The organism is Herbihabitans rhizosphaerae (assembly GCF_004216555.1).
Classification (GTDB): Bacteria; Actinomycetota; Actinomycetes; order Mycobacteriales; family Pseudonocardiaceae; genus Herbihabitans; species Herbihabitans rhizosphaerae.
On sequence record NZ_SGWQ01000002.1, the window covers coordinates 263,369 to 286,835 of the forward strand.

Sequence of the window (23,467 nt, forward strand, 5' to 3'; positions counted from 1 at the left end):
CAGGTGGCAAATGTTTGCCGGATCATCGGGGTTGTGATGCCTTTGAGGCCAAGCATGAAACGCAGCCACCGAGGAAGCTGACCGAGTCAAACCCGATATCGACGTATTCGGTGTGCCTTACTACAGGGCGTGACCGACCGCTGCAGTTCGGGCCTTCGTAGTAGTAGCCCTCTTGTGAACCATGCCGGGCAGATCGTGCTACGGGAAACGAAGGTGTAAGCGGGAAACAAGTCCCGTCGGGAACGTTATATGCAAGTGCGTCCTCGTCTCCATGAAAATCTGTGAAAGGGTAGTAGCAGAACACATCGCATCGTCCCAGTGGTTCGGGACTGCTCATGGAGGTGGTACCGCTTGCGGACGTCGGGAACGAAGTGAGCGAGAGCGCGATGGCTACAATTAGCAAAGCTGTTTTTCGCACAAGAAACCCCAAAAAAGTTACAGGCTGATCGGGTCGGTCTTGAATTCAAAAGTGGCAGTTTGGCCAGGGGTGATCAACCGTGAAGTCCAATGAAGCGAGATTGGTCGCGACACTACACCCCCAGGATGGACTGCGTTTCCCCGATTGAGAATCTACATGAGCGGTGCGCTTGGTCGTCAAGACCAATCACCTGGTTGGACTATTGCGGAGCTCGTGGCGATTCACTGGATAGCTGGTTCTAGGCAAATTCCGCGGATGGGAATTCCGTCATCGGCGCGCTGATCAGCCAGCGGATTCCCTAGCGCGTCGCCGTCTCGGTCACCAGGCGGGCGGCCAGCGCGCCGAAGATCGCCGCGGATACGCGGTCGAGCCAGCGCTGCACGGCCGGCTTGCGACGCAGTGCCTCGGACAGCGTGCCGGCGAGCAGACCGGCCGTCGCGTCCACGATCAGCCCGATCGCGATCAGCAGTGCGCCGAGCACGATGAACTGGAGGCCGACCGGCCACGCGCCCGTCGACGTGGTGAGGAACTGCGGGACGAACGAGACGTAGAACAGCACGACCTTCGGGTTCGCCAGGTTCGTCAGCACCGCCATGACGTACGTGCGGCGCAGCGAACCCGGCGGCACCTTCGGCGCGTCCTCGGTGATCGCCTTCCTCGACGATCGCAGCGTGGTGACCGCCAGGTACACCAGGAAGATCGCGCCGAGCACGCGCAGCACGTCCAGGATCGCCGGCGCGGCGGCCAGCAGCGCGCCCAGGCCCAGCGCGGCGGCGAGCGTGTGCACCGCCAGCCCGGTCGACATGCCGAGTGCGGCGAGCACCCCGGCTCGCCTACCCTTGGCGACGCCGTGAGCGATAATGAAGATCATGTCCGGTCCGGGCACGACGGCGATCAGCACCGCCGCGGCGGCGAAGGCGAGCAGCGGCGACACGTCCATGCGGATACTGAAACACAGGGGCGAAACGATCTTGTTCGGCGTGTGACCGCTACCGCGATTGACCTGCCGTCCGTTCGATCTTGAGCGACGCCGGTTAGCCTCTTCGAGTACTGCAAGCGGGGGAGCGGGTGAGGAGACGGCTCAGTGGCACGGTCTGTATTGGTTACCGGCGGCAACCGCGGGATCGGCCTGGCGATCGCCCGCGCGTTCGAGGCCCAGGGTGACAAGGTCGCGGTGACCCATCGCGGGTCCGGCACACCGGACGGCCTGTTCGGCGTGAAGTGCGACGTGACCGACTCCGATGCGGTCGCGGCCGCGTTCGCCGAGGTCGAGCAGGCCCACGGGCCGGTCGAGGTACTCGTCTCCAACGCCGGGATCACCGACGACACGCTGCTGCTGCGCATGTCCGAGGAGCAGTTCACCCGCGTCGTGGACACCAACCTGACCGCCGCGTTCCGGGTCACCAAGGCAGCCACCCGCTCGATGCTGCGCAAGCGCTGGGGCCGGCTGATCTACGTGTCCTCGGTCGTCGCCATGCTCGGCTCCGAGGGCCAGGCGAACTACGCGGCCAGCAAGTCCGGCCTGATCGGGTTCGCCCGCTCGACCGCGCGCGAGCTGGGATCGCGCAACATCACGGCCAACGTCGTGGCGCCCGGGTTCGTGAAGACCGACATGACCGCGAGCCTGCCCGAGCAGCGCACCGAGGCGATTCTGGGCAACATCCCGCTGCGCCGCTACGCCGAGGCGGAGGAGATCGCCTCGGCCGTCACCTTCCTCGCCTCGGACGGCGCCGCCTACGTCACCGGCGCGGTGATCCCCGTTGACGGTGGGTTGGGCATGGGGCATTAGATTTGGCCCTCGTTCCACACCACCACGAGGGGAGTCGCCCGTGTCTGGCCTGCTCGATGGCAAGCGCCTGCTGATCACCGGTGTGATCACCGATGGGTCGATCGCGTTCCACGCCGCCAAGATCGCCCAGGAGCAGGGCGCCACCGTGGTGCTCACCGGGTTCGGCCGGCTGAGCCTGGTCGAGCGGATCGCCAAGCGGCTGCCGGTGCCCGCCCCGGTGATCGAGCTGGACGTGACCAAGCAGGAGCACCTTGACGGGCTGGCCGACAAGGTGCGCGAGCACGTCGACGGTCTGGACGGCGTGCTGCACTCGATCGGCTACGCCAACCCGGAGACCTGCCTCGGCGCGCCGTTCGTGGACGCGCCGTGGGGCGACGTCGGCCCCGCGCTGCACGTCTCCACCTACTCCTACGCCTCGCTGGCGAAGTCCGTGCTTCCCCTGCTCGGCGCGGGGTCGTCCATCATCGGTATGGACTTCGACGCGCGCGTGGCCTGGCCGTCCTACAACTGGATGGGCGTGGCGAAGGCGGGGCTGGAGTCGGTCAACCGCTACCTTGCCCGCGACCTCGGCCCGCACGGGATCAGGGTCAACCTGGTCAACGCCGGGCCGCTGAAGACCATGGCCGCCAAGTCCATTCCGGGCTTCGGCGAGCTGGAGGGCGGCTGGAACGATCGCGCGCCGCTCGGCTGGGACGCCACCGACCCGACGCCTGTCGCCAAGTCGATCTGCGCGCTGTTCTCCGACTGGCTGCCCGCCACCACCGGCTCGGTGATCATGGTGGACGGCGGCGTGCACGGCACGGGACAGTGACCGCCCGTGTCCACTGTGGACTATGACGCGCTGCTCTGGCTTTCCTTCGGTGGCCCGGAAAAACCCGAGGACGTGCGCCCGTTCCTGGAGAACGTGACGCGCGGCAGGGGAGTACCGCCGGAGCGGCTGGACGAGGTCGAGCGGCACTACCTGCGGTTCGGCGGAGTGTCGCCGATCAACAAGCTGAACCGCGCGGCGATCGACCGCACCCGGGGCGAGTTGGACCGCGCGGGCATCGATCTGCCGATGTACTTCGGCAACCGCAACTGGCACCCGATGGTGGAGGACACCGTCGCCCAGATGGCCGCCGACGGTGTGCGCCGCGCGCTGGTGTTCACCACGAGCGCGTTCGGCGGGTACTCGGCGTGCCGGCAGTACGACGAGGACATCACCCGCGCGCGGGCCGCCGTCGGTGACGGTGCGCCCGAACTGGTGAAGCTGCGCCAGTACTTCGATCATCCGCTGTTCGTCGCCTCGTTCGCCGACGAGGTGCGGGACACCGTGGCCGCGCTCGGTCACCCGGAGGGCGCGTACCGGCTTGTGTTCACCGCGCACTCGGTGCCCGTAGCGGCGGACGCCGCCGCCGGCCCGCGTTCCGAGGGCGGGCACCGCTACTCGCGGCAGGTGGCCGAGGCGGCCCGGCTCGTCGCGGCCGAGGCCGAGGTGCCCGACTTCGACGTGGTGTGGCAGTCGCGGTCCGGCCCGCCGCAGGTGCCGTGGCTGGAGCCGGACATCGTCGATCACCTGGACACGTTGCGGGACAAGGGTTTCACCCAGGTCGTGGTGTGCCCGATCGGGTTCGTCAGCGATCACCTCGAGGTGGTCTGGGACCTGGACACCGAGGCCGGTGAGCACGCCGACGAACTGGGGATGGAGCTGCTGCGCGCCGGCACGCCGGGATCCGATCCCCGGTTCGCCGAGCTGGTCGTCGAGCTGGTCCGCGAGCAGGTGGCCGGTGCCGAGGTGCGCAAGCTGTCCGAGTTCCCCGCCGACGGCGCCACCGTCAACGGCGAGCCCTGCTGGACCGACTGCTGCCTGCCCGCTCGTCGCCCGTGAACGTACTTTTGCGGGGTTAAGTACGGATGCATAGGCCGCCACGAGTGTCAAGGACTTCCTGGGAAAATGGTTGTTGACCTGGGAAGTGGTTCGAGGGGTGCACGGAGGATGCACAGAAGTGGCCGTGAAGGTGCCTTTCGTGCGGCAAAATCGCGGACTTTAGCCCGCTAAAGTCCGCGAAGGTGTTCGAGGTAGGCCGCGCCGCGCGGGGAGATCCGGTAGCCGACGGTCAGGCTGATCGTCAGCCCCATGTTCTTCAGCTTTCGTACGTCGATCTTGAACGGCTGCGTCTCGCGGCCCAGCGTCGCGGCGAGGTCCGGGGCGCGCACGCCCGGGTTGTCGCGGATGATCGCGAGCGTCGGGCCGGTCCAGGAACCGTTGCGGGACAAGCGATCCAGCCGCTCTAGCCGGCCGGTGATCGCCGCGACGTCGGCATCGGTGAGCGCGGAGTCGTGCGCCAGTTCGTCGCGCGGATCGGGTTCGTCCACATAGGACAGCCGCAGCCGGTACACCGGGTCGCTCGGCTCGCCGCGCAGGTCGGCCAGCACGTCGTCGGGCGAGGAGTACCCGGCACGGCGGGCGTCCGCCTTGGTGATCTTCTCCGGCGGGACCACCGTCACGTCGGACACCCGAATGCGGCCGGCCGCCGTGCGGTACACGTTGCCGGCGGTCACCTGGCGGCGGCGCCAGCGGCGGAACATCACGGTGATCGAGCCGTCCCGGATGCCCGCCCACCACCGCTTCTCGATCAGCATTCCGGCTTCCTGCCGGTGAGGATCAGCGTCGGGGCGATCTCGCGTTCCGCGTCCCAGCCATCGCCCGTGGCCAGCGGTCGCCGCTCGGACTCGATCGCGAAGCCGGCATCGGTCAGCACGTCGTGGTGGTCGGCCACCGACCACCACGTGTCGGTGATCTCCATCCAGCCGTCCGCCGTGGCCAGCGACACCGGCATGGCGTCCCCGGACCGGTAGGCCCGGCCGGCCTCGCCGAACCGGAACGTGCGGAACGGCACGCCGGTCGCCTCCGGGTTCGTGGTCAGCACGGCGAACCGGCCGCCGGGGCGCAGCACCCGGAAGACCTCGGCGGCGATCGTTCGCAGTCGCGCGATCTCATCGACGCAGACGAACACGTAGCACGACATGGCCGCGTCCATCGACGCGCCGGCGACCTCGGGCATCCGGTCGTCCAGCACCGCGGAGGTGCGCAGCCCGCGTGCCGAGGCCAGCGCCAGCATCTCCGGGGAACTGTCCACCGCGAGCACGTCCACGTTGTGGGTACGCCGGACTCGTGCGGCGATCTCGCCGGGCCCGCAGCCGTAGTCCAGCAGCGTGCGCACCTCGCCGCCGGCCAGATCGAGCGCCTCGAACACGTGCGGGTAACCGAACTGCCAGCTCGTGTCGTCCGCGACCGCCGCGTACTCCTCCGCCACGTCCGCCGATCGCCACTCGGTCATGGCTAGTGCCGGTCCGCGTGATCGGTGAGCACGCTGACCGCCTCCTGAACCGCCGCACGCCGGGCCGCGCGCACCGCGTCGGACAGCGGCCGCAGCGCGTCGGCACGCTGCAGCGCCGCCGACGCGGACACCGCGCCGCCGGGCTCGTCCTCGGCCGCCAGCTCCAGGATCGCGGCCAACTCGTTGGCGCGCTGCAGAACCCGAAGCGAACGCTGCGGCATGGCGGCCGGCCACGCACCCGTGGACGCCACCCGCTCGGCGATCTCCGCGCGCACGTTGGGGCGGTCGCGCGCGACGTCCAGCGACGCCAGCGTTCCGGCCGCCGCGCGCATCGCCTCGCTCAGCTCACGGTCCGCCGCACCGATCGGCTCGGGCGCCTGCGGTGGGGTCACCGGCAGGTCGTAGACCGTCCACCGGACCACGCCGTCGGCGACTCGGTCCGGCACCAGACCCAGGCCGGCGAACACCGCCGCGTCGCCCACCCGGATCGCCTCGGCGGCGAACTCGCTCTTGCCGTCCAGCCCGCGCACGTCGCCGGGCACGGGCAGCACGATCCGGCCGGCGGACGCGCCGTACTGGCGCAGCGCGGCGAGCAGCATGGCGAGAGCGGCCGGCGGCTCGTCGCGGGTCGGCAGGTCGAGCGCGGTGGCCGTGCCTTGATCGGCGACGACCACTTCGTGCAGCTCGCCCCACTCCTGCGACGCGTCCAGCACGTCGTCCGCCGCGGCCGCGCCGTGCAGCCATGCGGACGTCCACACCACGAACGTGGCACTCGGGCAACACACGGCAACCGAGCCTACGCGAGTCGTGTCGTGTGGCGCGTTCGAGTACCGCATGATGATCGGGTGACGAATGCCGCACCGGCTGCCGGCGAGCGCGGCGCGAGCTGGCTGGAGCTGTTCTTCGACCTGGTCGTGGTCGCCGCCGTGTTCCAACTCGGGCATCTGCTGCACGGGCACGCGGTGCACGGCGTGGACGTGCTGAAGTTCGTACTCCTTTACTACGTGGTGTGGCAGACCTGGACGGCGTTCACGCTGTACGCCAACGTCGCCGCCGAGGCCACACTCCGGCGCACGATGTTCGCCGGCATGGGCGGCATCGCGGTGATGGCCGCCGCCATCCCGGAGGCGTTCGGCGAGCACGCGCAGGTGTTCGCGATCGCCTACGTGTACACCAGGGTGGTCGCCGCCAACGTGTGGCAGAAGCGCCGGCAGATGTTGGCCGCCTGGCCGCTGGCACAGATCGGCTTCGGTCTGCTGCCGTGGATCGCGTCGCTGTGGGTGGACGGCACCGCGAAGTACGTGCTGTGGGCCGTCGGGGCCGGCATCGACCTGGTGGTCAGCGTGCTGATCGGGCCGGAGCGGATGCGCCGCGGTCTCGAGCGGCGCGTGTCGCGGGTCGAGGACTACCGCAGCCGTCACCCGGAGCGCAGGGTGCCGGCAGTCGACACCGCCGAGGTGGCCGCGCCGCACCTGGCCGAACGCATGGGCCTGCTCGTGATCATCGTGCTCGGCGAGGGCGTGCTGCAGATGATCAGGGCGGCCGAGGGCGCGCACTGGGACGCCGAACTCGCCGCCACCGGGCTCGTCGGTTTCGTGCTGCTGATCGCCATGTGGTGGCAGACGCTGCAATACGGCTTCGGCAGGCTGACCGGTCGCAAGCGGCTGAACCTCACGATGGTCGCGCACTTCGCGGTCACGGCCACCATCACCATGATCGCGGCCGGTCTCGGCGCGGCCGTCGAGCACCCGGCGCACCACCTCGACACGGGGATGCGCTGGGCGCTGTGCGGCGCGGTGTCGATCTACCTGGTGGCGATGACGGTGCTGGCGGTGCGCCCGAGGTACTGGGGTTTCGGCGCGCTCCTGGTGGCCGGTCCGCTGGTGCTCGCCGCGCTCGGCTCGCACATGCGATCGTCGGGCGTCGCGGGTGTCGCGACGTTGATCATGCTGGCTCAGGTGGCGTTTCTGGGGACGCTGCGGCGCCGCCACCGCGAGAGCTAGGCTCGCCGACCGCGGTGCGCAGCAGTTCGCGGAACGCCTCGCGCTCCTTGTCGCCGGCGAACGCGCGGTGCGGCACCGGGTACAGCCCGCCGGCCTGGCTGCGCAGGACGAACGTGCGCGAGGTCTCCAGCCAGCCGGGCACGGTCGTCCACTCGACGTCGCTGTGCGCCGTCCCGTCGATCGTGGTCATCCGCAGCGCGGTGGCGTCCGCGACACCGGTCACCTTCCGGTCGGCGACCGGATTCCGCTTGAACGCCAGGTGAATCTGCACCACCGGCATCGCGGCGATCACCACGGCGGCGATCAACCCGAACCCGCCGGCGAGCGGCGAGCCGATGAACAGCAGCACGATTCCCATCACCGCGAGCGCGCCCGCGTACCAGGGTGCCCACCGGTATGCCCGCACGGTCGCCCGCAGCGCGTCGCCCCAGTCGCCCGGCACCGGGTCCCAGTCGAACTCGATCGGTTCTCGTTCCTCCACGAGGTGAAACCGTAGGGCACGATCTGGTCACGCTGGAGCGCACTCCACGTCGACCGAGTCGGTGTGCGTGCGTACGGTCGACACCGTGAACGACGCACCGACCGCGAAGACCCTCGCCGAACTGCGCGCCTCCGGACACCGGCAGCGCGGCGTGAAGGAGGAGATCCGGGAGAACCTGCTCGCCGCCCTGCGCGACGGGCGCGACGCCTGGCCGGGCATCGTCGGCTTCGACGCGACCGTGCTGCCGCAGCTCGAGCGCGCGCTGATCGCCGGGCACGACGTGGTGCTGCTGGGCGAGCGCGGCCAGGGCAAGACCCGCCTGCTGCGCACGCTCGCCGGCCTGCTGGACGAGTGGACCCCGGTGATCGACGGCTCCGAGCTCGGCGAGCACCCGTACGAGCCGATCACCCCCGAGTCGCGCCGCCGCGCCGAGGAGTTGGGCGACGATCTGCCCGTGGCGTGGCGGCACCGATCCGAGCGCTACGCCGAGAAGCTCGCCACACCGGACACCTCGGTCGGTGACCTGATCGGCGACGTGGACCCGGTGAAGGTGGCCGACGGCCGCAGTCTCGGCGACCCGGAGACCATCCACTTCGGACTCGTGCCGCGCGCGCACCGCGGGATCGTGGCGGTCAACGAGCTGCCCGACCTCGCCGAGCGGATCCAGGTCGCGCTGCTGAACGTGATGGAGGAGCGCGACATCCAGGTCCGCGGGTACACCCTGCGGCTGCCGCTGGACGTGCTGCTGGTGGCGACCGCGAACCCCGAGGACTACACCAACCGGGGCCGGATCATCACCCCGTTGAAGGACCGGTTCGGCGCCGAGGTGCGCACTCACTACCCGCTCGACGTCGGGCAGGAGGTGACGCTGGTCCGCCAGGAGGCGAACCTGACCGCCGAGGTCGGCGACGAGCTGCTCGAGGTGCTCGCCCGGTTCGTGCGCAACCTGCGCGAGTCCAGCGCCATCGACCAGCGCTCCGGCGTGTCCGCGCGGTTCGCCGTCGCGGCGGCGGAAACCGTTGCGGCGTCGGCACTTCGGCGTTCCGCGCTCACCGGCGAGGAGCCCGCTGTGGCCCGCCCGGTGGACCTGGAGTCGGTGCCGGCCGTGCTGCGCGGCAAGCTGGAGTTCGAGTCCGGCGAGGAGGGGCGCGAGACCGAGCACCTGACCTACCTGCTGCGCCGTTCGCTTGCCGAGACCGCCCGCGCGCACCTGGCCGGCATCGACCTGCGCCCGCTCGTGGACGCCGTGGCCGACGGGCACCTGGTGGCCACGGGGGAGCGAGTGCCCGGCGCGGAGGTGCTCGCCGCGCTGCCCGAACTGCCCGTGCTGCACGAGGTGGCCGCGCGCCTGCGGGTCACCACAGGGGATTCTCTCGCGGACGCGCCGGCCGGCCGGATCGCCTCGGCCGTCGAGTTCGCACTGGAGTCGCTGTACCTGGCCCGCAAGGTCGCCAAGGACGCGCACGACGGTGAGGTCGTGTACGGGCCGTGAGTACGTCTGGGAGCGCTCCCCGGTACGCCTACGGCCCGTGGCACGACGGGCCGGATCCCCTTGCCGCGCCAGTGGATCTGCGGTCCGCCCTGGACGCGCTCGGCCGCGAGGTGATGGAGGGCGGGACGCCGCGGTCGGCGCTGGACGAGGTGCTGCGCCGCGGCACCCGCGACACCGCCGGACTGGACGAGCTGACCCGCCGGGTGTGGCAGCGGCGCGCGGAGATCCAGCGCCGGCACCGGCTGGACGGCACGCTGCAGGAGGTGCGCCGGCTGCTGGACCAGGCGCTGGACGCCGAGCGGCGGGCACTGTTCCCGGACCCGTCGGACGACGCGCGGTTCCGCGAGTCCACTTTGGACGCTCTGCCGTCCGGCACGGCGGCCGCGGTGCGCGAGCTGTCCACCTACGACTGGCGGTCTTCGGACGCGCGGGAGGCCTACGAGCGAATCGGCGAGCTGCTCGGGCGCGACCTCATGGACTCGCGGTTCCAGGGTATGAAGGACGCGCTGCGCAACGTCACGCCGGAGGACACCGAGCGGATCGCCCGGATGATGTCCGACCTGAACGACCTGCTGCTGGCGCATCTTCGCGGCGAGGACACCACCGAGCGGTTCGAGAAGTTCATGCGCGAGCACGGCGAGTTCTTCCCGGAGAACCCGCGCGACACCGAGGAACTGATCGACGCGCTCGCCGCCCGTGCGGCCGCCGCGCAGCGGATGCTGAACTCGACGTCCGATCAGCAGCGCGCGGAACTGTCCGACCTGATGTCCAGCGCGTTCGGCGATCCCCGGCTGGCCGAGCAGGTGGCCACGCTGGACGCCAACCTGCGGGCGCTGCGGCCCGGCGAGGACTGGACCTCGTCCGGCCGGTTCCGGGGCAACAACCCGCTCGGGATGGGTGAGGGCGCCCAGGCGATGGAGGACCTCGCCGCGCTGGACGCGCTCGCCGAGCAGCTCGCGCAGTCCTACCCGGGCGCGCGACTGGAGGACATCGACCTGGACGCGCTGACCGGTCAGCTCGGCGAGGAGTCCACTGTGGACGCCCGGCGGCTGGCCGAGCTGGAGCGGGAGCTGCGCGCACAGGGCATCCTGGATCGCGCACCGGACGGCACGCTTCGCTTGTCGCCCAAGGCATTGCGGCGGCTCGGCGAGACGGCCTTCCGCGACGTGGTCGGCCGGTTGCACGGCCGGCGCGGCGAGCGGGACACCGCACACGCGGGTGCCGCGGGGGAGCCGACCGGCGCCAGCAGGCCGTGGGCGTTCGGCGACACCGAGCCGTGGGACGTGCCGCGCACCGTGCGCAACGCGGTGCTGCGCGGTGGGCCCGGCCGGGTCCGGTTGGACGTGTCGGACGTGGAGGTCACCGAGACCGAGCAGCGAGCCCGCGCGGCGGTGGCGCTGTGCGTGGACACCTCGTGGTCGATGGTGCAGGACGGGCGCTGGGTGCCGATGAAGCGCACCGCGCTCGCGCTGCACCATGTGATCAAGACCCGCTACCGCACCGACTCGCTCGAGCTGATCACCTTCGGCCGGCACGCGTCCACTGTGGACATCGGCGAACTGGTGTCGCTGGAGGGAACCTGGGAGCAGGGCACCAACCTGCACCACGCGCTGCTGCTCGCCGGGCGACACCTGCGGCGCCACCCCGACGCCGAACCGATCGTGCTCGTGGTGACCGACGGCGAGCCGACCGCGCACCTCGAGCCGGACGCGCAGCCGGTGTTCAGCTACCCGCCGCTGCCCGAGACGCTGCGCCGCACGCTGTCCGAAGTGGACGGTCTGGCCCGGCTGGGCGCGTCGGTCACGGTGTTCATGCTCGGCGAGGACGAGCGGCTCAAGTCCTTTGTGGACATTCTGGCCAGGCGCGGCGGGGGCCGGGTGCTCGCGCCGGACCTGGACGGTCTCGGCGCGTCGGTGGTCGGGGACTACCTGCGCACCCGGCGCTCCCGCCGCTGACCCTCAGAGCTCCATCACGTTGTCCCGCGTGGTCAGCCACGGCTGACCGCCGCTGTCACAACCCGCCTTGCCGACCTGGGTCGGGCCGTACGGACTGCGCTTGAACGTCGGGATCCGGTCACCCCCGAACCCCTGCGGCCCGACGGTGCCGTTCGCGTCCCGGACCGCTTTCAGCGTGTTCTCGGTGAACTGGTTGCCGTGGCTCGGGCACTCGAAGAACGCGACCTCGCCCTTCTCGAGCGTGTCGCAGCCCTTGCTGGTCACCTCGGGTTTCGGCGTGCACGGGAAGTTCTCCACGCGGTCGTAGAACACGCCGTCGGAGACGGTTCCGGTGCGAGTGAACCGGTTGCGGGTCACCGTGTTGCCGCTGGCGTCGTTGCGGATCTTGAGCGGTGAGCCGCTGATCGTGCCGAAGTTGTTGGCCTCGATGGTGTTACCGGTGGAGCCGTCCTTGACGTAGAACGCGTGGATGATCTCCGCGTCCAGACCGTGGGTTGCCGGGTCCTCCACTCCCACCAGGTCGAGGAAGTGGTTGTTGCGGAACGAGTTGTGGTTGGAGTTGCGCAGCGCGACCGCGTGGGTGCCCTTGTGGGCGGTGTTGCCCGGGGTCAGCTCCGCGCCGTTCCAGTTGTACCGGTCACCGAGGAACTGGAACTTCATGCCGAACAGCGAGTTGTGGTTGTTCCCGTTGGCGGCGGGCAGCCGCAGGTCGTGGTGGCCCCGGTCGACCACGCCGCCGCTGAAGCTCATGCCGCTGGCGTAGTTGCGCACCTCGAGATAGTGGAAGTGCAGGCCCTCGGTCGGCCTGGTCGCCCGCGTCGGATCGGCGGCGTTGAACCACGACGCCCCGTCCTCCTTGTCCTTCGGCGCCTGGAACACCGGACGCTCGCCGGTGAAGGGGCTGCCGGGGACGTAGCCGACGGGCAGGAACGAGATCTTGTGATCGTCGAGGTAGGTGTCCCAGGAGGTCTTCTTCGCGTCCTGGTACAGACCCGGCGCGATGAGCACCTCGACGTCGACGGCGGGCCGATGGTGCTTGATCACGTTCTCCGCGCCGTCCAGCGTCCGCACGGCCTGCTCCGGTGACAGGCCGGCGTTGGTGTCCGTGCCCGCCGGCGACAGGTACACGCGGAACGGTTCCGCCGCAGCCGGTTCAGCGGCTGCCGGGAACTGGGTGACCGCGAGTCCCGCGGCGACCAGTGCGGTGGCCGCGACGCCGATCAGTATCGCGGGTCTGCGGCGTTTGACGGTTGACACATGGCTCATGCGTTGCCCCCTCGATCGTGTTCGCGGTGGGTTCGCCGCGCGCGGCACGGTATCGAGAGGATCTTTCAATCGGCTTTCACTCGACCGTGTAGTTGCCGTCGTGTGCCCCGTCGCCGCTGGTGATCACGATTCCCCCTAGCGTGCTTCGATGTCTGTCTGCATGAGTCCGAACAGATTGCCCTCGGTGTCGCGGCAGTAGGCCAGCCATCCCACGGCGGGCACCGCGCTGCGCGTGACCACGACGAGCCCGCCCGCGATGGTCACCGCGTTGGTGAAGCCGTCGAGATCGGGCACGTCGATGGTCAGCGGGAACGCCGCCATCGGCGCGTCGAGCGCGGGTTCGACGCCCAGCCTCGGGGTCAGCGCGCCGTCGATGCCCGGCCCATCGCCGGTCTGGATCAGCCAGTACGGGTTGTCCGCCAGTCGCACGAACGCCCAACCGAACACCGTCTCGTAGAACGTCCTCGCCCGATCCGGGTTGGTGGCGTGGATCTCGAAGTGCACGGGACGAGGCATTTGGCGCCTCCTCTTCTTGATCGCCGCACGGACGGTACGCGCGGCGACGCGAAGCGAGGCAGGGGCGAACGGCTCTGTCCTGGCGGGCTTTGGTCAGGCGTCGGTGTCAGACGTGAGGGTCGGGCTTGGCCTGGTTGAGCACCCGCAGTCCCGGCACGGACAGGTCCGGCCACGGCGGCCGGCGCAGAATCGCGAGGGTGGACAACGTCGCGGCCACGAGCCCGGTGATCGCGCCGAGCAGGGCGATCCGCTCACGGTCCACGGCCGCCTCCCACGATGCCTTGCCCTCGTGGATGACGAACACGCCGACCGGGGTGACCCGTCCGCCACGTCCGACGCGCGCGACCGGGATGACCGTGCTCCCGTCGGTCAGGACGTGGGGCTCGCCGTACGCGCGCGTCATCACAGGATCCTCTCGTCGACTGCCTTCCTGTCTACAGCAGACGGTCAGCTCGTGATGTCCTTGCGGGTGAAGCGGCGCACGGCGAGCGCGCCGAACACACCGCAGTACAGCACGGCGGAGAACGCGCCCTGGGTCATCTGCTCCCAGTCGATGTCCGTGGCGATCAGGTCCGACCAGGCGAACGCGAAGTGCGTCGGCAGTACGTCGCGTATCCCGCCGAGCGCGGTGATCTGGTCGAGGATCTGGGACAGGATCGACACCAGCACGGCGCCACCCACCGCACCCAGCGGCGCGTCGGTCAGCACCGACAGGAACAGCGCCAGCCCGGCCACCCAGAGGAGTTGGATCGCGAGGTAGCAGACCGCGAGGCCGATCGCGTACACGCCGCTGGAGAACGGGATCGCGTCCCCGGTGGGGCTGACCGCCTCACCGGCGCCGTAGAAGATCACGCCGGCCAGCAGCGCCACCGCCGGCAGCAGCGCGATCGCGGTCAACGACAGCAGCGCCGACGCGATCGCCTTCTGCCGCAACAGTCTCGTGCGTGGCACGGGCATCGCGAGCAGGTATTTCAGGCTCGACCAGGACGCCTCGCTGGCGATCGTGTCACCGAAGAACACCGCCACGATCATCGGCAGCAGGAAGGTGCCGGCGGCGAACAGGATGAACACCACGAAGTTCGGGGCGCTCGCCGTGGCCAGGTCCACGAACCCGCCGGAGCGCCGGTTCGGCGACGCGTCGCCCAGCGCGAACGCCCCGGCGATCAGGAACGGCAGCAGCACGAGGAAGCCGAAGATGAGCTGGGTGCGGCGACGGCGGAGCTGGCGGACCAGCTCCACCCGCAGCTTGAGTGTCCCTTGTGGACGGTAACCCGCCGACGCGCCGGCCGCGCCGACCCCGACGTGCTCGTGCGAGGCCATCTCGGTGAACTCGGCGACCGCCGCCGGGTCGGTGTGCACCTCGTGATCAGTACTGTCCACTGTGGACTTCCGGTCGCTCATCCGGACGCCTCCTCTCCGACCAGCTCCAGGAACACGTCCTCCAGGCGGCGCCTCGGGCCCGCCTGCTCCACCGCCACGCCCGCCTCGACGAGCGCGGCCACCGCGGTCGACCTCGGCGTGCCGTTGAGGCTGGCGTGCACGACACCGTCCTCTGTGGACACTTCGGACACGCCGTCGAATCCGCGCAGCACCTCGGCGGCCCGGTCCGGGAGGTCCACCCGGAAGGTCGCCTCGCCACCGCCGGCCACGATGTCGGACACCTCGCCGGAGGCGATCAGCCGGCCGCGGTGCATCACCACGACGTGGCTGCAGGTCTGCTCCACCTCGGCGAGCAGGTGGCTGGAGACCAGCACGGTGCGCCCGGTGCTCGCGTACTTCTGCAGCACCTCGCGCATCTGGTGGATCTGCGGCGGGTCCAGCCCGTTGGTCGGCTCGTCGAGCACCAGCAGATCGGGGAGCCCCAGCATGGCCTGCGCGATCGCCAGCCGCTGGCGCATGCCCTGGCTGTAGGTGCGCACCCGCCGCCTGACCGCGTCGCCGAGTCCGGCGATCTCCAGCGCCTCGTTGAAGTGCGCGTGCTCGGTCGGCCGACCGGTGGCCGCCCAGTACAGCCGCAGGTTCGCCTCGCCGGACAGGTGCGGCAGGAAGCCGGAGCCCTCGACGAACGAGCCGATCCGGGACAGCACCGGCGCGCCGGAGTCGATCTTGTGCCCGAATACCCGGATCGTGCCCGTGGTCGGCGTGATCAACCCCATCAGCATGCGCAGCGTGGTGGTCTTGCCGGCGCCGTTCGGGCCGAGCAGGCCGAGCACCTGCCCGGTGTCCACTCGGAACGAGAGACTGTCCACGGCGGTGACGCCACCGGGGTAGGACTTGGACAGGTTCTCGATCACCAGCGGCACGTCGGCCAGCTCACTGTCCACATCGGACCGGCGGCGGCGCAGCACGATCATCGCGATACCGCCGAGTACGGCCAGCCCGAGCACCACGCCGATGCCGATCAGCGGCGCGGTGGGCGGGCCGGTGCTGGACGCGGAACCCGGAACCACCGGCGCGGCAAGGGAAGCCGGCTCGGCCAGCGCGACCGTGTAGGCGGCCGGCTGCGCGGGCGTGGCGTAGGACTGGTCGGTCGTGGTGACCGCCAGCTCGATCGCGTGCTCGGCCTCGATCGGCCGCACGATGCCGGGCAGCGTCACGGTCACCTCGACCGGCCGCCCGTCGGCCGGCAGGTTCGGCACTCGGAACGCGGAGACGTTGGAGCCGGGGAGGATCTTCACGCCGTCCGGTCCGACGTCGTAGATCTTGGCGAAGAACACGCCCTCTCCGGGCGGCTGGCCGGGCACCGCCGCGATGCGCAGCCGCACGGTCGACGAGCCGGCGATCAGCAACTGCCCGTCCAGCGGCGCGCTGCGGAATCGCGCCACCTGTCCCGGCAGGTCGATCGCCATCCGGCCGGCCAGCCGCGACGAACTGCCGATCATCGCGCCGAGGCCGGGCATGCTGCTCACCGACGCCGGGTTGCCGCCGGGCGGGTTCACCACGGTCTGCTGCTCGCCGCGCAGCGGAACGGTCTTGCGCTCGCCCGCACCGCTCGCCGCACCCGGGTAGTTCGCCGCGGTGACCGTGCGCACCGACGGTGTGCCCTGCGCGCGCAGCGCCCCCTGCACGGCGTACTGGAAGCCGGAGCCCGGGTCGGATCCGTTGCCGCGCAGGTGGAAGTCGAACCAGTCCACAATGGACGATCGGAGTTCCTTGCCCGGCCGGCCGCCGTCGTGGCCACCGGTGTACCAGGACACCTTCACCTTGCCGCCCGCCCGCGCGATTGCCCGCGCGGTGGCGTCGGCCTGGTCGAGCCCGAACAGCGTGTCCTGTTCGCCCTGCACGATCATCGTCGGCTTGGTGATCCGGTCGGCGACCGACACGGGGGAGACCGACCGCAGCAGGTCAACGGTCGCCTGGCTGGCCTTGCCGGTCGTGGCCACCTCGGCGTAGGCGCGGCAGATCTCCAGCCGGAACCGGCCGCAGGCGTTCATCGGCCCGGCCTGGCGTTGCCCGCCGTTCTGCCCGGGAGCGCCCGCGCCCGGGATTCCGCCACCACCCGCGCCGCCGGTCGGGTCACCGCCGCCGGGTGCGGGCGGATCGGCGTTCTGGTCCTCCTCGTCGCCCGGCTCCGGTGCGTCGGCCTGTGGGTTGGCCAGGCCCGCGCCGCCCATTCCGGCGGCGAAGAAGATGCCGGCCCACGAGCGCTTGAACACGCCGTTGGCCTCGAACGCGCCGGCGGCCGGGGTGCCCGGCAGGTCGGTGCGCGTGGTGGCCGCGTTGGGGATCAGCGCTTGGCCGAGGTCGTTGTAGGTGATCACTGGCGCCAGCACGTCCACCCGGGGGTCGTGCCCGGCGAGCAGCAGTGAGAGCGCGCCGCCGTAGGACGCGCCGGTGACGCCGACCCGCGGGTCGTTCGGCCCGTCCTTCTGTACCTCGGACCGGGTGGACAGCCAGCTGATCAGCTCGCGCGCGTCGGCCACCTCGGCGTCCGGCGCGTTGAGCGCGATCTCCCCGGTGCTGCGGCCGAACCCTCTGGCGGAATAGGCCAGCACCACGAATCCGCGCTCGGCCATCTCCCTGGCCTCGCCGGCGACGCTGTCCTTACTTCCACCGAACCCGTGCGCGAGCAAGATCGCCGGCGCCGGTGTCCCCGTCTCGGGGAGGTACAGGGTGGTGTCGATGCGCACTTGGCTGATTCCGGTGCCGATGGGCAGCACGGACTCCTGCGTACGGACCTCGGCGGTGTCATCATCGGCAAGGAACCACACCACGCCGGCCGCGGCGAGGAGGGCGACGAGCAGGATGACCACGAACGTGCGCGGCCTGGGAGTTCGGGGCACGGCACGACGTTATGCGAGTTTCGCTGAGATATCTGAGAACGACCTGAAACCCGCCAGAACCCGACCCCGGCTCACCTACCCACTTACCGACTTCACGCAGCCGGGTGTGTTGACCGCCCCGATCAAAAGCCCGCTGAGGTCGAAACTCATTGTCGAGGGCGGTCGCCCCTACGACGCCGGAGAGACAGCGGGCGAGGAACGAGCCCACTGTCTCGGAGGAGGCGTGACTGAACCACCCACGAAACCCAACCACCCACACCCGGCACCCAGCCACCCACCCAAAAAGACCACAACCCCGTTCGGCGAAGCCGAACCAGGCGACCCTGCCCGAGATAGAGAACACAGCCCACCCGGCTGGTGTCGCGGGCGCGGACAGTGAACAATGGTCACCAAGTGGAGGGGAGTATTCCTTCGCGTCGACGTCGTCAACACGGCACCGTTCGCGGTCCCGGCGTCGGCGGCCAGCCGCTACGCTGGCGGAAGAGACCTCCGGTTGTTCGGCGGTTCGTCCGTAGCACCGGAGGTTTGACTGAATGAACATCCCTGTCTGGGTTTGGGCGGCGACGCTCGGGGGTTTGCTGCTGCTGCTCTTGATCGATCTCGTGATTGTGGACAGCAAGCCGCACGAGGTCACGGTCGGCGAGGCTGCTCGATGGGTGACCTTCTACGTCGCGATCGCGGTCCTGTTCGGCCTGGGCATCTGGTTCTTCTCGGGCGGCCAGCACGCCGGGGAGTACTTCGCCGGATACATCACCGAGTACTCGTTGTCGGTGGACAACCTGTTCATCTTCTTGGTGATCATGTCCGCGTTCAAGGTGCCGAAGGTGCACCAGCACAAGGTGTTGCTGGTGGGAATCCTGCTCGCGCTGGTGATGCGCGGCATCTTCATCGCGGTCGGCGCGGCGGCCATCGCCGAGTTCAGCTGGGTGTTCTACCTGTTCGGCGTCTTCCTGATCTACACGGCGTGGAAGCTGTCCAGCACCGGCCTCGGGCACGATGACGAGGACTACGAGGAGAACAAGGTCACCACGCTGGCCCGCAAGTTCCTCCCGGTCGCCGAGGACTACCACGGCTCCAAGACGATCACCAAGATCGACGGCAAGCGCTACGTCACGCCGATGATGATCGTGATGATCGCGATCGGCTCGGCGGACCTGATGTTCGCGGTCGACTCGATCCCGGCGATCTTCGGGCTCACCAAGGAGCCGTTCCTGGTGTTCACCGCGAACGCCTTCGCGCTGATGGGCCTGCGGCAGTTGTACTTCCTGCTCGGCGGCCTGCTGAAGAAGCTGGTGTACCTGTCCATCGGCCTCGCGGTGATCCTCGGCTTCATCGGCGTGAAGCTGATCCTGGAGGCGCTGCACTCGAACACGCTGAGCTTCATCAACAACGGCGAGGGCCTGCACGTCCCGACCGTCGGCATCGAGGTCTCGCTGGCCGTGATCGTCGGCGTGCTGGCGATCACCGCGATCGCGAGCCTGATGAAGTCGCGCAAGGACGAGAAGAAGGCCGCGGAGGAGAACGCGGACTCTGAGGACGCCACGGATTCCTCGAAGTCCCAGTCCAGCAACGCGTAGTCCGGTTCCACGCGCGGCACGCGGTGGCCCAGGACAGGCCCTAGTACTACAGGGCTACAGCCGGGTCGAGCCCGCTGAACCCGTTAGCGCGGCTAAAGGTTCAGCGGGCTCGACCCGTTAGCGTGGCTCACGACACGCCGGAAAGGCCCTGTAGTACTTAGTCCAGCAGCGTGTAGTTCAGTTCCTCGCAGACGCGGGCGAGTGGGAGATCGAGGCCCGGGTAGCTGAGTGGGACCAGTACGTCCGGGTTGGCCGGCAGCGCGTCGGCGGCCGGCGGGTTCCACAGCGCCAGCGCGGGTGAGCCGGAGTCCATCGAGGACCGGTACCAGACGCCGTCCAACTCGGGGTGCGCCGCCCTGATCGCGCGCGCCCACGCCTGGGTCACCGCCTTGGTGCCGCTGCTGCTGATCAACTGGGACGCGCCGGCCCTGGTCGGCCAGAGCCCGGACAGGTCGAGCAGGCGCAGCGTGCGGCGCGGGCGGACGATCACCAGGTGCGGCCGGCGGGTGGCGCGGTCGAGTACCGAGGTCGCCTGGAACACCTCGGCCACGCTGGTGCGCACGGACAGTCCGAAGTAGACGACGCCGTGCTCGGGCGTGGTGGACGGCGATCCGTCGGGCTTGGGCTCCTGCGGGTCGAACCGGCCGTGCGGCAGCGGCCCGGTGTAGCGGAACGTGTTCCACCGCTGCCGGTGCGCGCCACCCGCGGCGAAAATACGCACGAGCCGGGTGGCGCTGTGTACTGCGACGATGTCCTCATCCACACGCAGTAACGCGCGCAGCGCAGCGGGACTCGGCGGCTGGGGGAGCCGTGCCATGTCGAAGGGGATCCAGTCAGCTGTGGTCGGCGGCGGTCCGGAGTACGGTCACGCCGGAATGCCGAGCACGGCCGCGAGTTCCGCGACCCGCTGCGGTTCGCCGCCGGCGAGCAGCCACTGTCTCGGCGTGGCCGGCGAGCCGTTGATCCGCAGGTCCTCCTGGGGCGTGGTCACGAACGCGGCGACGACGAGCGGGGGCTGGTCGTCCGGCACCGCGGCGAGGACGGTCTCCAACCCGGGCAGCACGCCGCTGCTGGTGAACTGCCACGCGGGCAGCCGCCAGCCGCCCCGGTCCTTCCAGCCGACCAGCCGGCCGGCCGCGAGGCGGTGCCGGATGCGGCTGTCGTCGACGCCGAGCTTGCGTGCCGCGTCGAGCACGGTGAGCGCCGAGTCACGCAGAACCGTCTGTGCCGCAACGGTTCGAGCGCGCGCGTCGATCTCGTCGGGGCGGCGCGGGGACAGGTCGAGCCCGACCTCTCCGAGCGCGTCGCGCTGCTCGGAGGAGAAGTAGTCGGTCGGGTCCGGGTTGGGCGGTGACAGACGCTTCGCGGCATCCTCCACCAGGTGCAGGAACTCCACGGCGTTCACACGCAGGCCTGCCTTTGCCAACACGGTCTCGAGCGCAGTCATGCCGCATAGACTAACCCGTCTGTGCGCTTTCGTGCGCGTTTGTGCCGAAAATCACCAAGATCGACACTTGCCGCACATACTAAATCACAATCGGTAGGCGACGGTTGGGAATCGCCTGATCCGGTGACGCTTGACACAACGAACGGGCCAGCCCTAGCGTCTCCGAGTAATCGATTTCTCGGCGTGCCGGTGACCCGACACAGCCGGCGGCCGAACACACCTTCGGCGACGAGGGATGGGATGGACGACGACGTCAGTCCGTTGGTCGAAATGACCAGCATCAGCAAGTCCTACGGGGGAGTCCAGGCCTGCCGGGACATTGACTTCACCGTGCGCGCCGGCGAGGTGCACGCGTTGCTCGGCGAGAACGGCGCGGGCAAGTCGACCTTGATGAAGGTGCTGTCCGGTGAGGTTGTCGACCACCAGGGCGAGATCTTCATCGAGGGTGCCCGGATTCGGTTCAACCGCCCGATCGATGCCCAGCGTGCCGGTATCGCGATGATCCATCAGGAGCTCGACCTGGTGCCCGCGCTGTCCATCGCGGAGAACATCTTCCTCGGCAAGGAACTCAAGACGCGCGCCGGAACGGTCGACAAGCGGCGCATGATCAGACAAACCGGCGAGTTGCTCGAGCGCACCGGGGTCGCGCTCGATCCTCGCCGGCTTGTCGAGGAACTGCGTACCGGCGAGCAGCAGCTCGTCACGATCGCCAAGGCGCTGTCCCTGGACGCGCGGGTGCTGATCATGGACGAGCCCACCTCCGCGCTGTCCTCGCACGAGGTGGAGCAGCTGTTCGAGGTGATCAGCGAGCTGCGGGCCAGCGGCGTCGGCATGGTCTACATCTCGCATCGCATGGAGGAGATCGGCCGCGTCGCCGACCGCGCGACCGTGCTGCGCAACGGTTCGGTCGTCGCCGAGTTCGACGCCCGCGAGCTGACCGCGGCCCAGGCCTCCGAGGCGATGGTCGGCCGCCCGGTGCAGACCCTGTTCCACACCTCGACCGCCGCCACCGGCGACGAGGTGCTCGTGGTGAACGACCTTCACGTGCACCCGAAGCACCCGAGCCCCGGCCGCCGAGACCCGAACGGGATCACGCTCAGCGTGCGCGCCGGGGAGATCGTCGGGCTCGCCGGGTTGCTCGGCGCCGGCCGCACCGAGCTGCTCGAGACGCTGTACGGAATCGGCTCGCCCGGCTCCTGGAGCGGCGAGGTTTCGTTGCGGGGCAAGCGAATCCGGCCGCGCGGCGCGCGTCGGGCGCTGCGCATGGGCATGGCGTTCGTGCCGGAGGACCGGCGCATCGCCGGGCTGGCGCTGGAGCACTCGGTACTCGCCAATACCGTGCTGTCCATTGTGGACCGATTGGCCGTGGCGGGCGCGGTGCCGCGGGGGCGCGAACGCGACGCCGCCCAACGCAGTGTCGAGGAGCTCGGCGTGAAGCTGGGGTCGATCAACGACCCGGTCGGCTCGCTGTCCGGCGGCAACCAGCAGAAGGTGGTGCTCGGTCGGGGCATGCTCACCGACCCGGTGCTGCTGCTGCTCGACGAGCCCACCCGCGGGGTGGACGTCGGCGCGAAGGCGGAGATCTACCGGCTGCTCGGCGAAGCGGCCAAGCGGGGAGTCGGCGTGCTGTTCGCGTCCTCGGAATTGGCCGAGCTGGTCGGTGTGTGTGACCGGGTGATCGTGCTTCGGGACGGGCGCAGCGTGCGCGAGCTGAATACGAGTGAAGTCGGGGAGGCCGACCTGCTGGCGGCCTCCATGGGAGAAGGAATGGTGGTCGACGCCTTGGCGAACGGCGAGGCGAACGGCGGTGAGGTGGCATGAGCTCGGACAAGGGTGACGTGACGACGACGGATTCGGCCGAGGAGCCGGACGAGGTGCAGGCCGCGACGCCGGTAAAGGGGGGTGGCGGCGGCCGGAAGAACGTGGTCGCCACGCTGTTCCGGTTCCAGAGCCTGTTCGGTTTGGCCCTGGTGTTCATCGCGGGCGTGATCTTCTCGCCCAACGTGAACGGCGAGCTGATCTTCCTCGGCGTGAACAACCTGTTCGACATCGTGCGGTCGGTGTCCGAGATCGGCATCCTCGCGGTCGGCATGACGCTGGTGATCCTGATCGGCGGGATCGATCTGTCCGTCGGCTCGATGCTGGGCTTCTCCAGCGTCGTGGTCGCCGTGCTGCTGGTGAACGAGAACTGGGGAGTCGGCCCGGCGGTCGTGGTCGTGCTGATCCTCGGGCTCGCGTTCGGCGCGCTGCAGGGCGCGCTGGTGGCGTCGTTCGGGATCCAGGCGTTCATCGTGACGCTGGCCGGTATGCAGGTCGCGCGCGGCCTGGCCAGGATCACCTCCGGCGGTCAGGGCGTGCAGATCTCCTACGGGAACGACGATCCGAGCAAGGCGCCCGAGGTGTTCTCGCTGATCGGCGAGCGCACGTTCAACGGCGTGGTGCCGATCTCGACGCTGATCTTCGCCGCCGTGGCCGCGCTGGCGATCATGGCGCTGCGGGTGACCTCGTTCTCCCGGCACGTGTACGCGATCGGCGGCAACGAGAAGGCCGCGCGGCTGTCCGGTGTGCCGGTCATGCGCGTGAAGATCATCGTGTTCGCGATCTGCGGGCTGTGCGCCGCGCTCGCCGGAATCGTGCACGCCGGATACCTGAACTTCGGCGGGCCGAACGACGGCACGATGTTCGAATTGAAGGCGATCGCCGCCGTGGTCATCGGTGGAACGAGTTTGATGGGCGGCCGAGGAACCGTACTCGGCACGGTCGCCGGCGCGTTGTTGGTCGGAATGCTGGAAAACATCCTCGGACTGAACAACATCAAGTCGGATTGGCAATCGATAATCATCGGTTTGGTAATTGTGCTTGCCGCGGGCCTGCAACGTATTCGCCCGGCATCGGTGAGTTCGTGAAGAAGGGAAGCACG

Annotated in this window: 21 protein-coding genes; 9 read left to right on the forward strand and 12 right to left on the reverse strand. The window is 69.6% G+C overall.

The genetic code is table 11. From position 1 onward, the window contains the following. Positions 1-716 precede the first annotated feature (716 nt). Positions 717-1,358, reverse strand: a complete 642-nt coding sequence (locus EV193_RS06770) for a LysE family translocator (RefSeq protein WP_130343143.1) — start codon at positions 1,356-1,358, stop codon at positions 717-719. A 144-nt stretch (positions 1,359-1,502) separates the two neighbouring features. Between EV193_RS06770 and fabG the strand changes: the two genes are divergently transcribed. From fabG to EV193_RS06785, 3 genes are read left to right on the forward strand one after another with little or no spacing between them, the layout of a single operon-like run. Further along, positions 1,503-2,207 (forward strand): 3-oxoacyl-[acyl-carrier-protein] reductase, encoded by a 705-nt coding sequence (fabG, locus tag EV193_RS06775; protein WP_130343144.1) that lies wholly within the window; start codon positions 1,503-1,505, stop codon positions 2,205-2,207. A gap of 40 nt (positions 2,208-2,247) precedes the next feature. Then, on the forward strand, positions 2,248-3,018 hold the full coding sequence (fabI, locus tag EV193_RS06780) for an enoyl-ACP reductase FabI (RefSeq protein WP_130343145.1): 771 nt from the start codon (positions 2,248-2,250) through the stop codon (positions 3,016-3,018). Between the two features lie 15 nt (positions 3,019-3,033). Then, complete coding sequence (locus EV193_RS06785; protein ID WP_130343636.1) at positions 3,034-4,074, forward strand: ferrochelatase; 1,041 nt, start codon at positions 3,034-3,036, stop codon at positions 4,072-4,074. A 167-nt stretch (positions 4,075-4,241) separates the two neighbouring features. Here the strand turns inward: EV193_RS06785 and EV193_RS06790 are convergent, their stop codons facing one another. The 3 genes from EV193_RS06790 to EV193_RS06800 are packed head-to-tail and all read right to left on the reverse strand — an operon-like array spanning position 4,242 to position 6,312. After that, complete coding sequence (locus EV193_RS06790; RefSeq protein WP_130343146.1) at positions 4,242-4,829, reverse strand: ASCH domain-containing protein; 588 nt, start codon at positions 4,827-4,829, stop codon at positions 4,242-4,244. Then, positions 4,823-5,527: a class I SAM-dependent methyltransferase gene (locus tag EV193_RS06795; RefSeq protein WP_130343147.1), complete on the reverse strand. Its 705-nt coding sequence runs from the start codon at positions 5,525-5,527 to the stop codon at positions 4,823-4,825. Before EV193_RS06795 ends, EV193_RS06790 begins: the two co-directional genes overlap by 7 nt. 2 nt (positions 5,528-5,529) lie before the next feature. Continuing rightward, complete coding sequence (locus EV193_RS06800) at positions 5,530-6,312, reverse strand: hypothetical protein (protein ID WP_130343148.1); 783 nt, start codon at positions 6,310-6,312, stop codon at positions 5,530-5,532. Between the two features lie 60 nt (positions 6,313-6,372). Between EV193_RS06800 and EV193_RS06805 the strand changes: the two genes are divergently transcribed. After that, positions 6,373-7,530 carry a low temperature requirement protein A gene (locus EV193_RS06805; RefSeq protein ID WP_165401270.1) on the forward strand — a complete coding sequence of 386 codons (1,158 nt, stop codon included), beginning with the start codon at positions 6,373-6,375 and terminating at the stop codon, positions 7,528-7,530. On the opposite strand, the gene EV193_RS06810 is transcribed toward EV193_RS06805, so the two are convergent. Then, positions 7,472-8,011, reverse strand: a complete 540-nt coding sequence (locus tag EV193_RS06810; protein ID WP_130343150.1) for a YcxB family protein — start codon at positions 8,009-8,011, stop codon at positions 7,472-7,474. The two genes, EV193_RS06805 and EV193_RS06810, sit on opposite strands and share 59 nt — an antisense overlap. Positions 8,012-8,096: 85 nt before the next feature. Between EV193_RS06810 and EV193_RS06815 the strand changes: the two genes are divergently transcribed. Both EV193_RS06815 and EV193_RS06820 read left to right on the forward strand, forming a co-directional pair. Continuing rightward, on the forward strand, positions 8,097-9,503 hold the full coding sequence (locus tag EV193_RS06815; RefSeq protein WP_130343151.1) for an ATP-binding protein: 1,407 nt from the start codon (positions 8,097-8,099) through the stop codon (positions 9,501-9,503). Next, positions 9,500-11,458, forward strand: coding sequence for a vWA domain-containing protein (locus EV193_RS06820; protein WP_130343152.1), 1,959 nt, complete (start codon positions 9,500-9,502; stop codon positions 11,456-11,458). The genes EV193_RS06815 and EV193_RS06820 overlap by 4 nt, the downstream gene beginning before the upstream one ends. 3 nt (positions 11,459-11,461) lie before the next feature. Here the strand turns inward: EV193_RS06820 and EV193_RS06825 are convergent, their stop codons facing one another. The 5 genes from EV193_RS06825 to EV193_RS06845 all read right to left on the reverse strand — a co-directional run bounded on the left by EV193_RS06825 (position 11,462) and on the right by EV193_RS06845 (position 17,523). Next, positions 11,462-12,724 carry a right-handed parallel beta-helix repeat-containing protein gene (locus EV193_RS06825; RefSeq protein WP_130343153.1) on the reverse strand — a complete coding sequence of 421 codons (1,263 nt, stop codon included), beginning with the start codon at positions 12,722-12,724 and terminating at the stop codon, positions 11,462-11,464. 135 nt (positions 12,725-12,859) lie between these two features. After that, positions 12,860-13,240 (reverse strand): VOC family protein, encoded by a 381-nt coding sequence (locus EV193_RS06830; protein ID WP_130343154.1) that lies wholly within the window; start codon positions 13,238-13,240, stop codon positions 12,860-12,862. Between the two features lie 106 nt (positions 13,241-13,346). Next, positions 13,347-13,643 (reverse strand): hypothetical protein, encoded by a 297-nt coding sequence (locus EV193_RS06835; RefSeq protein WP_130343155.1) that lies wholly within the window; start codon positions 13,641-13,643, stop codon positions 13,347-13,349. 44 nt (positions 13,644-13,687) lie between these two features. After that, a complete protein-coding gene (locus EV193_RS06840) occupies positions 13,688-14,641 on the reverse strand; it encodes an ABC transporter permease (protein ID WP_130343156.1) in 954 nt (317 codons plus the stop codon). Continuing rightward, the gene (locus tag EV193_RS06845; protein ID WP_130343157.1) at positions 14,638-17,523 is read right to left on the reverse strand and encodes an alpha/beta fold hydrolase; all 2,886 of its coding nucleotides are present in this window, start codon (positions 17,521-17,523) and stop codon (positions 14,638-14,640) included. Before EV193_RS06845 ends, EV193_RS06840 begins: the two co-directional genes overlap by 4 nt. A 533-nt stretch (positions 17,524-18,056) precedes the next feature. On the opposite strand from EV193_RS06845, the gene EV193_RS06850 reads away from it, so the two are divergent. Continuing rightward, positions 18,057-19,100 (forward strand): TerC family protein, encoded by a 1,044-nt coding sequence (locus EV193_RS06850; RefSeq protein ID WP_130343158.1) that lies wholly within the window; start codon positions 18,057-18,059, stop codon positions 19,098-19,100. A 157-nt stretch (positions 19,101-19,257) separates the two neighbouring features. Here the strand turns inward: EV193_RS06850 and EV193_RS06855 are convergent, their stop codons facing one another. Continuing rightward, entirely contained in the window at positions 19,258-19,917 is a 660-nt protein-coding gene (locus tag EV193_RS06855; protein ID WP_130343159.1) for an RES family NAD+ phosphorylase, read from the reverse strand. A gap of 48 nt (positions 19,918-19,965) precedes the next feature. Further along, positions 19,966-20,547 carry a DNA-binding protein gene (locus EV193_RS06860; RefSeq protein WP_130343160.1) on the reverse strand — a complete coding sequence of 194 codons (582 nt, stop codon included), beginning with the start codon at positions 20,545-20,547 and terminating at the stop codon, positions 19,966-19,968. A 240-nt stretch (positions 20,548-20,787) separates the two neighbouring features. Here EV193_RS06860 and EV193_RS06865 point away from each other — a divergent pair, with 240 nt between their 5' ends. Then, positions 20,788-22,368: a sugar ABC transporter ATP-binding protein gene (locus EV193_RS06865; RefSeq protein WP_130343161.1), complete on the forward strand. Its 1,581-nt coding sequence runs from the start codon at positions 20,788-20,790 to the stop codon at positions 22,366-22,368. Next, a complete protein-coding gene (locus EV193_RS06870) occupies positions 22,365-23,453 on the forward strand; it encodes an ABC transporter permease (protein ID WP_130343162.1) in 1,089 nt (362 codons plus the stop codon). Before EV193_RS06865 ends, EV193_RS06870 begins: the two co-directional genes overlap by 4 nt. Positions 23,454-23,467 lie beyond the last annotated feature (14 nt).